Genomic DNA, 13,160 nt, shown 5'->3' with positions numbered 1-13,160 from the left:
TATAGTTTTAAAGGTCTAACAGGTCGCTGCAGTTGACCGCCCGAAGCGCTGGCGCGCTTCGGGTTCCCTCCGCAGCCTTCGGCTGCTCCGGCGGCAACTGAGCTTCGGCGTTGGGCAGCAAACCTCACCACAGGAGAATCATCATGAAATTTGCATTCGCGTTACTGGTCGCTCTAATAGCATCTTCTGGCGCATACGCACAGACAAGGTGCTCGACAGGTTCATTCGGCAACACCACCTGCCGTAGCAGCGATGGCACAACTACTCGCGGCTCTACGGATTCATTTGGCAACAGCACATTCCGTGATAACCACGGCAACACCGTTCGTGGCCATACTGACTCTTTCGGCAACAGCACATACCGGGACAACAATGGCAACACTTTGAGGGGCAGCACCGATTCGTTCGGCAATAGCACCTATCGCGACAACAACGGCAACACAATTCGTGGCCACACCGATTCCTTCGGAAACACCACGTATCGTGATAACAATGGCAACACTACACGCTGCAGCACAGATAGTTTTGGCAATACCACCTGCCGGTAAACTGCCCAACAAGGCGCTGCAGCCGACCGGCAACCCGCTGGCGCAGGTTGCCGGCGGCTGAGCTTCGGCGTTAGGTATTTATGAAAGATACTGCATACATCATCGAAATCCCGTGCAAACCAGCTAGTAGCTCGTCTCAGCTTACTTCTTGCCACGCAACTGTTTGCGCTATTTCTGAAACCAAAGATGCCGCGGTACTTATGGCGGAAGAGCTTTTGATGTCTTACGGTTACATCGCCGAATCCGCTGCAAGCGCTTCCGAGAAAATCTCTCTGCCTCAAGACGAGAGCAGTGAGTTAGACGAATCGCTATATCAGAAAGCTCTGCAGCGTCAGCCGCGATGTGCTTTAGCTCTTTCGGTGTTTGACCCAAATGCTCAAAGTCATGGTGTTTCATCAATTGGCACCCCTGATAAAGGTAGTTCGCATTAAACCTAACGAATCGCTGCAGTTGACCGCCCAAAGCGCTGCCGCGCTTCGTGAAGCGCATGGGGTCAGGTCTTGCATTTTGCGCAAAACGCAAGACCTGACCCTATTGGTGTTCACAGATCACTGAGAAGCCGGCATTCCTGCTGACCTTGACCATCTGATACAGGCCAGCTATCACCAGAGGGGCGCTCTTCAGAGGCGCCCCTTCAGTTTCTCCACAAAACCCTGGAGCCGGTGTTTTGCGTTTTCTGCCGTCTGGTTGTTCCCGATAAGGCTGCGCACCTCCTGTAACTGCCGTTCTATAAGATCCGGTTCGGTTTCCTCGGTCCCGTCCGCGTCGGCCCCCAGCGGAAGGATGTGTTGGAAGTAGGTGCCACCAAGGATCCAGCGGAGCACGCCTTCGCCCGGAAATGGTTCATCGTTGTTGAGGGTGCGGGTCGCCTGCAGCAGACGACGGATATCGTATTGGCCAGGGTAGATATCCGGGACCTGTTTCGGAACGCCCAGCAACCCGTAGACGCCAATGCGGGCCGTGCGCACGGAGCTTTCCAGGGTGAATACCACGTCGTTGTGGGTCTCCACGAACTGGCCCATCAAGGCAAGATTGGTGCAGCCATCCGGCACGACTGCCGGCCGATCACCCTGCGCCCGGGGCATGAACTGTGCGGTGATGTAGGGCATCAGGGCAATCCGGGCCTTGGTGGCCGCCAGCACCTCGTCCACCTGGTCAATCAGGCCGAGGTGGAAGCATAGCTCCGTGACGACCTCCCTGCCGGTACATTTGGGCATGGCTTTTCTTACATAGTCACCGGGCTTGTCCATCAACAGGGCATATACCCAGAGCACAATCACATCGTCCGGCTGGTCCGGGAAATGCGGCTGACGATTACAGGTAAAACTCATCAGCCAGGCGGAATCGGTAACCGTGATGACGCCACCGGTCGCGGTCAATCCAGAGTACGGATCGTTGACGGAGAGTTCCCTGAGCTTGTCCATAAGCGGTGAAGGCTTGCAAGTCAGGGTTACCGATTCCCAGGTAGACTGGGGCACGTCACCGCAGAATTTCTCGGGCCGGCCGAAGACCTCCGATTGTGTCGCCAGGTTTTTCCAGAGCTGCCAGCCGGAACCGGATCCCGACTTTTTCTGGTCCGCCAGAGCCGGTGCGGTGTCATCATCGCCGTAGGCGGTGTCTTCGGTCATGGAGCCGGTCGTGGCAAACACCAGATCCTGCTTGCTGACCTGAATGGTCTTATCACCGCTACCGGTGTGGCACTGGATGCCCGTCACCGTCCGCTGGCCGTTATGGGTGTTCCATTCAAGGTTCGACACCACCGTGTCGTACTCGATGCGCACGCCCTGCTCCTTGAGCCAGTTCATAAGCGGCCGGACGAAGCTATCGAACTGGTTGTATTTGGGGAACACCAGTGACGTCATGTCGTTGAGGCCGTCCATCAGGTGCAGGAACCGGTGCATGTACAGCTTCATCTCCAGCACGGAATGCCAGTTCTGGAAGGCAAACATGGTGCGCCAGAAGGTATAGAAGTTGCTGTTCAGGAAACCCTCGCTGAACCAGTTTTCCACGGTAACGTCGTCCAGCTCATCCTTGCGGGCCAGCAGGAGTTTCACCACTTCCAGCTGTTGCAAGCGGGTCAGCCCCATGGTGGAAAAATTCTTGATTTTTCCCTGCTTTTCCAACAAGCGCGCCTTCGACCAGTTCTTGTCCGCATCGTTAACGAGCCGGTACTCGTCCAGTACGGTGAATGGCTCTGGCAATTCCAGGGCGGGAATTTCCGAAAACACGTCCCAGAAATTCTGATAGGTCATCTCCATTTCCCGACCGCCCCGCACGATATAGCCATCTTCCGGGTTTCCGGAGCCGTCCAGGGATCCCCCTTCAATGGCCTGTTCCTCGAGAAACACGATGTTGGCAGCCGGCATGTGGCCATCACGTATCAGAAAGAATGCAGCGGAGAGTCCCGCAATTCCGCTGCCAATAATGAACGCCCGACGATCTCTGACGCCTTCGGTTGGTAGCGGTCGGTTGTTGGTGTAGCTGCCGTGCAGGTCCGGCGGCGGAAGCGGTGTGTCAATACCGTTATGCAGGTGGTGTGAAGACGCATCCGGCGTTACGTTGGCGCCCTGGGCTTTCACTGCCCTTATGTGGGGTTCGAGGCCAGAGGTTTGCGGGTATCTCGGCTTCTGATCGGGCATTCCGTGCATTCCTGTAATTTCGTGGTAGCCCAAATGGTGCCACTCCAATCATCCGGTAGAGATGACATACATCAACTCGAGGTGAGATGAGAAAAATTAACCAGTTGCTCGATCTGACGTGCCACGTCCCGGATAAACGCCGCCGACTCCCGCGCCACGGCGGTGACGCTCGGGGTCAGGTCTCGCGTTGTGCGCCAATCGCCTTGGACTCAAGTTCTAAGTGCAACAGCCGGCGCCAAGAGTAGGACATCACAGAGCAAACGGATAACTTGGGGTTGTCGAGACCAACCAAGAAACCGGAGCCCCGTGATGTCCTATTCGCATCTTAGCTCGGAAGAGCGGCGCGTGATCTTTCACTGTTTTATGTATGGCGTGACGCGCGCCGAGATTGCGCGTCGCCTCGGGCGTCATCGCAGTACGATCAGCCGCGAGATCAAACGCGGGGCCCGACGCTACGGGCCCGGCTACGACGGCATATACGCCCACGAACAAGCGCTTGCGAAGCGCCGAACAGCACGCCATCGACGCCGCGTCGACAATGCCCCACTCGTGCGTTACGTCGAGCAAAAGCTGCGTGCGCACTGGCCCCCGGAAGCCATTGCCGGCCGATTGCCGATCGCCTTTCCCAATCGCGCAGATATGCGCATCAGCCACGAGCAGATTTATCGCTGGATCTATGCAGATTCACGAGATCGAGGCGTGCTGCGTCGATATCTCAGACGTGGTCATGTGCATCGACGGCGGCGACGCCGATTGTCGGCCCTTCGTGCACGCTTTCCGGATCGCGTCGATATTGACCAACGCCCGACCGCCGTAGATCGGCGGGCACGCTTCGGTGACTGGGAAGGCGATACCGTACTCGGCCGGGCGAATAGCGGCATCATCGCCACACACGCCGAGCGCAAGAGCGGCTATCTGGTCGCCATCAAGCTGCCCAGCCGTCACGCCAAGCCTCTGGCCGAGGCCACGATTCAGGCCTTTAAGCGCCTGCCCAAGCGTTGGCGTCGGACACTCACTTACGATAACGGCAGCGAATTCGCCGACTTTCACCGAATCGGGCGAGCCACGGGCCTATCGATCTATTTCGCGCGGCCGCACGCCCCATGGCAGCGTGGCTGCAATGAAAACCTGAACGGTCTTTTACGCCAGTTTTATCGGAAAAACGCCTCTTTGCGCGACGTCACTCAATCGGACCTCGACAAAGTCGTTCGTTTGCTCAACCATCGACCCCGCAAACGCCTCGGTTATCTCACGCCTCACGAAGTCCTGAGAAAAGGCCTCTGTGTTGCAGTTGAAAGTTGAATCCACCCGCTTTGACGTGCCCGTCCGGTATCGGCGAACGAACTTCGGCTGTCGCGGATCGGCTCTTGTGGGATGCACACGGGAAAAGACCCGGCCGCATCGCAGCGCCCGCTTCATCACCTTGCGTCGGTGTCGCGGCCGACGGCCTATCGCGAAGACGATATCCCGCGTGCTGTTGCCTACCGGGGCCGGGCCGCACCCTAGCAACGCGTTCTACAGGCGGCGTCAGTCGCCGAAGCGATTCTCTAATCGGCGTCGGTTGGGAGTGACACGCCCGGGGGCGAGTGGGCGCGCGGTGTTGGGCTGCATTCTGCCTGTGTTGCCGTCGAGCCGATAGCTTCCACGCGGGCGGTATTCGTTGCCATGGCGTCGGCCGTAGCCGGCGCCTCGGCGGCGCTCGGGACGGCGATAATCAGGATATCCGCCACGACCATGCTGCTGCGGCTCGATGGCCCGGGGATGGGTCGCCTGGCGTTCCGGCACGTAAATGCTGCCGTTCATCGAGCCGTTCGGGCCGGTGGCTTCACCGAGTGCGCCGGCCCCATCGATCGCCCACGCCGATGTCGTTACCAATAACCCCGCCAGCACGAGGGCGCCGGCGACGATACGGCCGTGTGTGGTGTATCGAATACGATGCATGGTGCCTCCTGTAATGGTGGCTGTATGGCCCATGTATATCCGACTTTACGCCGATAGGCTGAACGGCGGATTCATCACTCTGGCCCCGCACCTGGGGTGAGGTTCTTTGATGTGTGCCAATCGCTTTGCGCGCACGTAGCAAGGCCTGAATATCCCTCTTGGATATGCCGTGTGTGGCGGTGGGCGCTCATTGAACTGCGCTCGGTTGCCCGGCGATTCCCGCTGGGTTGTTCGTGCCCCGCCAAGGCATCGCGAAGTTGTCACGTGGATCGACTAGTGTCCTGGTTGTGGCTTATTGGTCGGCGATATCGCTCGAAACCAGGCGCACAAGCCTTGGGTGCCCGCCCTGTGAGGGGCGCCGCATTCAGGCGCCTGATCGGTGCTGGCAAGGAGTCGCAACAATCGCAATTACAACTGCCAATGGGGAATTCAATAATGAAGTATCCAGTGAACAAGAAACTGGCGGTGGGCGGCGCGGCGCTAGCGACGTGTTTAGTCGCCACGCCGGTGCTGGCTCAGCATTCTCGAGACCATTTTGAACATGAGCATTCGAAGCGGCCGGGGCAGACGAGCCAGACGATAACGCCGATCAAGCATATCGTCGTGATCTACCAGGAAAACGTATCCTTCGACCATTACTTCGGCACCTATCCGGATGCAACCAATCCGCCCGGCGTGCCGCAGTTCCACGCCGCCGCCGATACCCCATCGGTTAACGGTCTGAACGATTACCTGCTCAACCACAATCCGAACCAATACAATCCCGCGCGACTTTCTCGCAGTGAACCGCTCACTTGCGATCAGGATCACGGTTATACGGCGGAGCAGAAGGCATTCGACGGCGGCCTGATGGACCGTTTCGTTGAAAATACCAACCGCTCGAGCTGCGCCGCCCCGGAGGTGGGCAAGCCTGGGCTGGTGATGGATTACTACGACGGCAATACCGTCACGGCCATGTGGAATTACGCGCAGCACTTCGCGATGAGCGACAATTCCTTCGGCACGACATTCGGCCCGTCGACGCCGGGCGCTCTTCATCTGATTGCGGGCCAGACCTATGGTGGGCTGTCCACTCAGCCCGACACTGACACTTATGGTGTGGTCAACACCAACGGGCAGGGGGTCGGTACGGTCATCAACGATCCGAACCCCACTTTCGATGATTGTTCGTCGAGCAAGTATCCGACCGTCTCGATGCAGGGACAGAACGTCGGCAATCTGCTTAACGACAAGGGCATCACCTGGGGTTGGTTCGAAGGCGGTTTCCGGCCGACTTCGACCGACAGCGGCAAAGCTGTATGTGGTTCGCAGCACACCAATGTCGGCGGTGTGCAGGTGACGGATTACATCCCGCACCATGAGCCTTTCCAGTATTACCAGTCCACGTCGAACCCGCATCATCTGCCGCCCACATCGGTGCCCATGATCGGGCACGACGACCAAGCCAATCACCAGTACGCCCTGGCTGACTTCTGGAATGCGGTGAACGCGGGGAACATGCCGGCGGTGAGCTTCCTCAAGGCCGCCGGTTATCAGGATGGCCACGCGGCCTATTCGGACCCGCTGGACGAGCAGCATTTCCTGGTTCAAACCATCAATCGACTGGAGCAGTCGCCGGAATGGGGTAGTACAGCCGTGATCATCGCCTATGACGATTCGGACGGTTGGTACGATCACGTCATGGGCCCGATCGTGACCCAGTCCAACGATCAGCAATACGATGCACTGATCAACGACGGCACCTGCACCCAGCCTGACGGGTCCTCGGCAGGTAGTATTCAGCAACAGGATCGGTGTGGCTACGGCCCGCGCCTGCCCTTGTTGGTTGTTTCGCCGTGGTCCCGCGTCAACTATGTCGATCACAGTGTGACGGATCAGTCCTCGATTCTCCGCTTCATCGAAGATAACTGGAAACTGGGGCGTCTGGGCAACGGCTCCACGGACGCCAAAGCGGGTTCTTTGATGAGCATGTTCCGGTTCAGCGATGCTCATCACGGCTACGGTCACGGCTACGGTCACGGCGAGCGCGGTGAAAATCGCCTGATCCTGAATCCGCAGACCGGAGAGCCCGAGCGCAGAAATCACTTCTAGGCGGGTCACCTTATAGAAATCGGGCGGTGGGCTATGGCCTGCCGCCTTTTTTGTTCCTTGGCTGTGGTAACCGTGTTTAGTTCGGGCGTCTCGAAAACACGTCCGAGCTCAGGTTGCATGCATCGCGCGATGACGTGCGAGCCGCTTGTTTGGGCGTGGCATGGTTTGCGGGCGCCCATGCAGCGGGACCTGCCGGTTTTGCCGTCGGGGTGAGTTGGACGGGCGGTTGGCATCGTTGTGGTTCGCGTCGAGCGGCGGGTGTACGCTTGCCGCGCGAAATCGGCCAACGTTCGAGGATGCCGTGAAAGACGTGATCATGCGTGTCTACGATGTCGCCATCGATGTGGTGGTCATCGGCCTGGTATTGGTCATGCTGGTGACACTGGGGTTTGCCTTTTTCGATGTGATGGCCGGGCTGTTCCGGCTGTTGCCGACCATGAAGTCAGCCGAGCTCGATGCCGCCGATTTTCGCGATCTGGTGTCGAGCGTGCTCGATGTATTCGTGATTATCGAGCTGTTCAGTACATTCGTTCAGTATGTGAAGGTGCGGCGCATTCGGCTGTCGATGTTGATCGACGTCACGGCCGTGTTCGTTTTGCGCGATATGCTCGTGACGCTGTATGGCAAGACCTTCGATACTTCGCATCTCCTGGTGCTCGCCCTGCTGCTCATCGTGCTGGTGATTGCCCGAAGCATTACCGGGTTCTTCCCGCCCAGGCCGCGCGATCAGTCCTGAGCGGATTGCTGATGCTTCGGCGCTGATGCAGCGTTCCCGGAGGCTGCAGGTCTTTTGCCGTACATGCCGGCTGTTGGCGCATCCGGGCCGGACGATCGGAATGCCGTGATCACGGGCGCGCGTCGTTGGTGGGTGGCCGATCCGTGAGCGCGCCTTGTGCCGGGCTTTGCGGCGGTCGCGCATGATGGCGGCATGCGTGATTGGGGCCACGGCATTGGCGGTGAATGCGGCGCACCTCCGTTCAAGCCTGACCCGCATCGGCCGATATCTCCGGGCGCGGGTTGGCTCGTCCGAGATTCCTGGTGGGGCGCGACGCCGGCCGGAGAAAGGGGCGGGGAATGGAGCGACAACACACACAGGTTACGGGCCGCTCCCCGCGGCGGCTTTTTCTGGGTCTGTTCGCCCTGTTCGTGTTGGCCGAGTGCGGCGTCTGGCAGTTGCTGCGGCCGGCGCGCGGTTGGCCGTGGGCGCTGATCCGGGATATCGATGTTCAAAATCGATATGTCATTGCGATCGTGTTGTTGGGCATCACTTTCATCACCACGCTGGCGGTGCTTGTGCAATGTATCGCTCGGCCATTGCGTCAGCTGGCCGATCATGTGGCCGAGGTAAGCGCGCGTTCGCTTGCGGATGGGCGGCAAGTCCCATGCGAGCGCCGCAGCGATATCGAAGGGATTCGAGCCAACATTGATCGCCTCGTCGCGACGCTGGAACAGCATCACGAAGACCTGTTACAGCAGACGCTCAACGATCCGTTGACCGGGCTTGGCAACCGCCGCCTGCTCGAGCAGCGTCTTGAAACGCTGTTGCCGCTGGGTCACCGGCTTCACGCCTCGATTTCGGCAATGATGATCGATGTCGACCATTTCAAAGCGTATAACGACTATTACGGCCACCCGGCCGGCGATGAGTGCCTGATCGAAATCGCCAATGTTCTCCGCGATACCTTTCGCCGCGATACCGATGTGATTATCCGCTTGGGTGGCGAAGAGTTTCTGGTCGTGCTGGTGAACGTGAGCGGCGACGACGCGGTCGGTTTGGCCGAAGCCATGCGCTCGATGTTGCAACTCGTGGGCCTGCCGCACGAAAAATCCGAGACGGCCGCAACGGTGACCGTCAGTATCGGCGTGGCCACAGCGGCTTCCGGTCTGGCGATGGATCTGGATACGCTGATTGCCTGTGCCGATGAATGCCTATATCACTGCAAGGCCGAGGGGCGTAATCGAAGCATGCATCGATTCGTCGGCGATGCGCGCGCGATGGAGGAGTCGATCGACGAGGTGCGCGACCGGACGGACGAACTGTTTCGGGTGTCCGCTTGAGCGCGACATGCCGAGGGCGTGGCTGTTCATTGCCATGCGTCGAGGTTGATCGCGACAGTGTCGGTTTTTTTGATGTGGGCCCTGGGTTTCGGCCCATCCGGGCCGGACGATCAGAATGACGTAATGACCGTCGCGCCCAGGCCGGCGAAATCGTTCATGTTCATCAACGCGTGGCAGGCATCTTCCAGCGCAATCCGCTGACCGACGATCCGGCCCGGCGCGAGCCTGCCGCTGCTTACCATGTCCAGCATGGCGCTGTAACGATGCGCCTGCATGCCGTGGCTGCCAAGCAGCTCGATTTCCTGCGCCACGATTCTGTCCATGGGGACCGGCGGCCGACTGTGTTCGCCCAGCATCAGTCCAACCTGGACGTGCCGACCGCGGCGGCGGAGGCTCATGATGGAATTGAAGCAAGTGGCCGGATGCCCGAGGGCGTCGAGCGAGACATGGGCGCCGCCCTGCGTGATCCCGGTGATCGCGTCGACCACGTCGGCGCATTCGCTGGCGTTGACGGTCGCCGCGGCGCCGAGGGATCGGGCGAGCTCCAGCTTGTCGTCGGCGATATCCACGGCCACGACGTTCGCGCCGAGCGCGTTGGCGATCATGAGCGCGGACAGGCCGACGCCGCCGCAGCCATGCACGGCGACCCATTGCCCGCCGGATACGCGGCCCTGATCGACCACCGCGCGAAAGGCCGTGGCGAAGCGGCATCCGAGGCTGGCCGCCGTGGCGAAGTCCATGTCGTAGGGGAGGCCGACCAGGTTGAGATCGGCGTGGTGGAGGCCGGTGTATTCGGCGTAGGAGCCCCAGTGGGTGAAGCCCGGCTGGAATTGATGATGGCAGACTTGTTGCTGGCCCGCTCGGCACTCGTCGCAGGCTCCGCAGCCGCCCACGAAGGGGACGGTGATCCGGTCGCCGGCCTGCCAGCGTGACACGTCCTTGCCGGTGGCCACGATCGTGCCGGCCAGCTCGTGGCCCGGGACATGCGGCAGCGTGATGTCGGGATCGTGGCCCATCCAGGCGTGCCAGTCGCTGCGGCACAGCCCGGAGGCCTCGACCCGGACGACCACGCCATGCGGCTCGGGCTCCGGGGTCGGCACCTGCTGAATCTGCGGCGGCGTCTGGAACGATTCGAATACGACGGCTTTCATAACAGGGTGTCCAGCTTGGGGCGCTTGCCCGAGCGATGATACGCGGCGTGCAAGCGTGTTCTTACGGTTTCGTAAAGTTGCGGCAAACGCCCCGCAAGCCCGGGCCTGCGATTCTGTAGATCACCCGCCGGGCGGGTTTCGGGCCCACGATGAGTCCCGAGGATTGTTATGTTCTTCAGGAGAAAACGATGCGTTTTAAAGCTTCTACGATTGCAATGACCGCGCTGGCCGTCGTCGGCGGCATTTCGACTGCCGCCTACGCAGGCACTGACACAAGTGCGCAGGATGGCGCCCAGTTAACCATGCAGCAAGCCCGTGCCGAGGCGCTGAACCAGGCGCATGGAACGATCAAGAGCGCCGAGCTGGAAAAGGAAGGCGGCGGTTCGGGCTTGCGTTACTCGTTCGATATACAGACCAAGCACGGGATTCGCGAGGTCGGCATCGATGCCGTTTCCGGCAAGGTGCTCGAAAACAGTAGCGAAAGTGCGCATACCGAGGCACAGGAGACCCGGAGCGAGCACGAGCAATCGTCGAATTCGCACGCCGGCGAAACCGAAGACCACGATCAGGACCGAAACGGCGCAGACGATTAGGATAGGGCCAGCGGTCGGCAGGCGGGCTTGCCCCCGTCTGCCGACCTCAATCCGACGGAACACGAGTAGGCCACGGCGTGCGCAAGATTCTGCTGATTGAAGATGATCCGGAGACCGCCGATTATGTAGCGCGCGGTTTGCGCGAACTCGGGCACACCGTCGATATCGCACGCGATGGCGCCGAAGGCCTGTTTTTCGCGACTGAAGAAAGCGGCTATGAGTTGCTGATTGTGGATCGCATGCTGCCCCGGCTGGATGGCCTGTCCATCGTAAAAACCATGCGTGATGCGGGTTTGAAGACGCCGGTCTTGTTTCTGACCACGCTGGGCGGTATCGATGATCGAGTCGAGGGGCTGGAAGCCGGCGGCGACGATTACCTCACCAAGCCCTTTGCCTTTGCCGAATTGGCTGCGCGGGTACAGGCGCTGGCTCGGCGCCCACCTTTGCAGACCGAGGCAACGATACTGCAGGTTGCCGATCTGACCATGGATCTCGTTAAAAGACGCGTGTGGCGGGGCGACCAGGCCATCGAGCTCCAGCCGCGGGAGTTCCGCCTGCTCGAATATCTCATGCGCCACGCCGGCGAGGTGGTGACTCGAACCATGCTGCTCGAACACGTGTGGGACTTCCACTTCGAGCCCAGGACGAGCGTTGTCGAAACGCATATCAGCCGCCTGCGAACCAAGATCGATCGCGGTTTTGAAACACCCTTGCTGCACACGGTGCGGGGCGCCGGTTACTCGATCCATGCCGCTGCCTAACCTGTTTCGCAGCCGGGCCTTCCGTAACGGCCTGGCCTACGCCGGGTTGTTCACCTTCAGCGCCGTCATCCTGTTTGCTGTGGTGTATTGGCAGACGGCGGGCTACATGAAAAGCCGGATACACGCGACCATCGCCCACGAAACACATAGCCTGACCCGGGAATACGACGCCGGCGGGCTGGCCGAGCTGAAAAACGCGATCAACGATCGTCTCGAATCGGGAAACAGCGACAATCATTATCTTCTGGTTGCGCACGGCGCGCGTCTTGCGGGCGATCTGTCCGCCACAGCGGGGACTGTTGGCTGGTCTGAAGCGTATCGCCCGATCGATTCCGTTTCCGCCGCCCGCGACCGGCCGGACAGCGGGCGTGCGCCCATCATTCGCCACGGTACCCAGCTGCCCGATGGGGCCATACTGGTGGTGGCTCGGGACGCCCGGCAATTGGCCGCACTACGGGCGCGCCTGGTGTATGCCGTGCTCTGGGGGTTGCTTGTCGTGTTGCTGCTCGGCGCCGCCGGCGGGGCGCTGATGGGGCGGGCGGCGCTGCGCCGCGTCGAGAATATCAATCGGGTCGCAAGCCGGATCAGTGACGGCGATCTGTCGCAACGCGTGCCCGACAGCGGGCGCGGCGACGAATTCGACCACTTGGCGCGGCATCTCAACGGGATGCTCGATCAGATCGAACGCCTGATGCACAGCATGCGCCAGGTGAGCAGCGATATCGCGCATGACCTGCGCACGCCGCTCGGCCGGTTGCGTCAGGGGCTGGATACGGCCCGCGTGCAGGCGCGTTCGGTGGATGATTACCAGCGCGCGGTCGACCGGGCCATTGTGCAAACCGATCAGATTCTTGAGACGTTTTCCGCGTTGCTGCGTATTGCGCAGATCGAGTCCGGCAGCCGGCGCGCCCGCTTCACGCGTTTCGACCTGTCGGCGCTGGCGGATACGCTCGCAGAGACCTACACCGTGGTGGCCGAAGAGACGGGCCATGTCCTTGCCGCCGAAATCGAGCCGGCTGTGGCCGTCCGCGGCGACCGCGAACTGGTGACACAAGCGCTGGCGAATCTGATCGAAAACGCGATCACCCATACGCCGCCCGGCTCCCATATCGATATCCGGCTACGAACGAGTCAGGGCAGTGCTGTGGTCTGTATCGCCGACAACGGCCCCGGCATTCCTTCCGAGGCCATCGATAAGGTGACACAGCGGTTCTACCGGCTCGAAGCGAGCCGTACCACACCCGGCAGTGGTCTGGGTTTGAGTATGGCCGCGGCGGTGGTCGATCTCCATGATGCCGTTCTGAGCCTCGAGGATAATGCGCCGGGGTTGAGCGTCTCGTTCCGTCTGCCGTTGGCGGATTAACCGCTTGCCTGTGGC

12 protein-coding genes are annotated in these 13,160 nt (G+C 60.5%); 9 read left to right on the top strand and 3 right to left on the bottom strand.

What is annotated here, in order from left to right:
* Positions 1–143 precede the first annotated feature (143 nt).
* The gene (locus tag SALB1_RS18665; protein ID WP_145961227.1) at positions 144–548 is read left to right on the top strand and encodes a hypothetical protein; all 405 of its coding nucleotides are present in this window, start codon (positions 144–146) and stop codon (positions 546–548) included.
* Positions 549–628: 80 nt separating this feature from the next.
* Positions 629–979: a hypothetical protein gene (locus SALB1_RS18660; RefSeq protein WP_145961226.1), complete on the top strand. Its 351-nt coding sequence runs from the start codon at positions 629–631 to the stop codon at positions 977–979.
* A gap of 189 nt (positions 980–1,168) precedes the next feature.
* Here the strand turns inward: SALB1_RS18660 and SALB1_RS03795 are convergent, their stop codons facing one another.
* A complete protein-coding gene (locus tag SALB1_RS03795; RefSeq protein WP_109992646.1) occupies positions 1,169–3,187 on the bottom strand; it encodes an oleate hydratase in 2,019 nt (672 codons plus the stop codon).
* Positions 3,188–3,496: 309 nt separating this feature from the next.
* On the opposite strand from SALB1_RS03795, the gene SALB1_RS03790 reads away from it, so the two are divergent.
* On the top strand, positions 3,497–4,489 hold the full coding sequence (locus SALB1_RS03790) for an IS30 family transposase (RefSeq protein ID WP_109992645.1): 993 nt from the start codon (positions 3,497–3,499) through the stop codon (positions 4,487–4,489).
* A 225-nt stretch (positions 4,490–4,714) separates the two neighbouring features.
* On the opposite strand, the gene SALB1_RS03785 is transcribed toward SALB1_RS03790, so the two are convergent.
* Positions 4,715–5,128, bottom strand: a complete 414-nt coding sequence (locus SALB1_RS03785) for a hypothetical protein (RefSeq protein WP_109992644.1) — start codon at positions 5,126–5,128, stop codon at positions 4,715–4,717.
* Positions 5,129–5,575: 447 nt separating this feature from the next.
* On the opposite strand from SALB1_RS03785, the gene SALB1_RS03780 reads away from it, so the two are divergent.
* The 3 genes from SALB1_RS03780 (at position 5,576) to SALB1_RS03770 (ending at position 9,277) form a co-directional block, all read left to right on the top strand.
* Complete coding sequence (locus SALB1_RS03780; protein WP_199678685.1) at positions 5,576–7,219, top strand: phospholipase C; 1,644 nt, start codon at positions 5,576–5,578, stop codon at positions 7,217–7,219.
* A gap of 301 nt (positions 7,220–7,520) precedes the next feature.
* On the top strand, positions 7,521–7,955 hold the full coding sequence (locus SALB1_RS03775; RefSeq protein ID WP_158590612.1) for a phosphate-starvation-inducible PsiE family protein: 435 nt from the start codon (positions 7,521–7,523) through the stop codon (positions 7,953–7,955).
* 338 nt (positions 7,956–8,293) lie between these two features.
* The gene (locus tag SALB1_RS03770) at positions 8,294–9,277 is read left to right on the top strand and encodes a diguanylate cyclase (protein WP_109992641.1); all 984 of its coding nucleotides are present in this window, start codon (positions 8,294–8,296) and stop codon (positions 9,275–9,277) included.
* A 110-nt stretch (positions 9,278–9,387) separates the two neighbouring features.
* On the opposite strand, the gene SALB1_RS03765 is transcribed toward SALB1_RS03770, so the two are convergent.
* Complete coding sequence (locus SALB1_RS03765) at positions 9,388–10,428, bottom strand: zinc-dependent alcohol dehydrogenase family protein (protein ID WP_109992640.1); 1,041 nt, start codon at positions 10,426–10,428, stop codon at positions 9,388–9,390.
* Positions 10,429–10,577: 149 nt separating this feature from the next.
* Between SALB1_RS03765 and SALB1_RS03760 the strand changes: the two genes are divergently transcribed.
* From SALB1_RS03760 to SALB1_RS03750, 3 genes are all read left to right on the top strand, one after another.
* Positions 10,578–11,021, top strand: a complete 444-nt coding sequence (locus SALB1_RS03760; protein WP_199678684.1) for a PepSY domain-containing protein — start codon at positions 10,578–10,580, stop codon at positions 11,019–11,021.
* 77 nt (positions 11,022–11,098) lie between these two features.
* Entirely contained in the window at positions 11,099–11,782 is a 684-nt protein-coding gene (locus tag SALB1_RS03755) for a response regulator transcription factor (protein WP_109992638.1), read from the top strand.
* Positions 11,769–13,145: a HAMP domain-containing sensor histidine kinase gene (locus SALB1_RS03750; RefSeq protein ID WP_109992637.1), complete on the top strand. Its 1,377-nt coding sequence runs from the start codon at positions 11,769–11,771 to the stop codon at positions 13,143–13,145. The genes SALB1_RS03755 and SALB1_RS03750 overlap by 14 nt, the downstream gene beginning before the upstream one ends.
* Positions 13,146–13,160 lie beyond the last annotated feature (15 nt).

Origin of the sequence: Salinisphaera sp. LB1 (assembly GCF_003177035.1) — a bacterium.
Lineage (GTDB): Bacteria > Pseudomonadota > Gammaproteobacteria > Nevskiales > Salinisphaeraceae > Salinisphaera.
The sequence above is the reverse complement of the archived record's forward strand: the minus strand, read 5'-3'. Positions and strand labels throughout refer to the sequence as shown.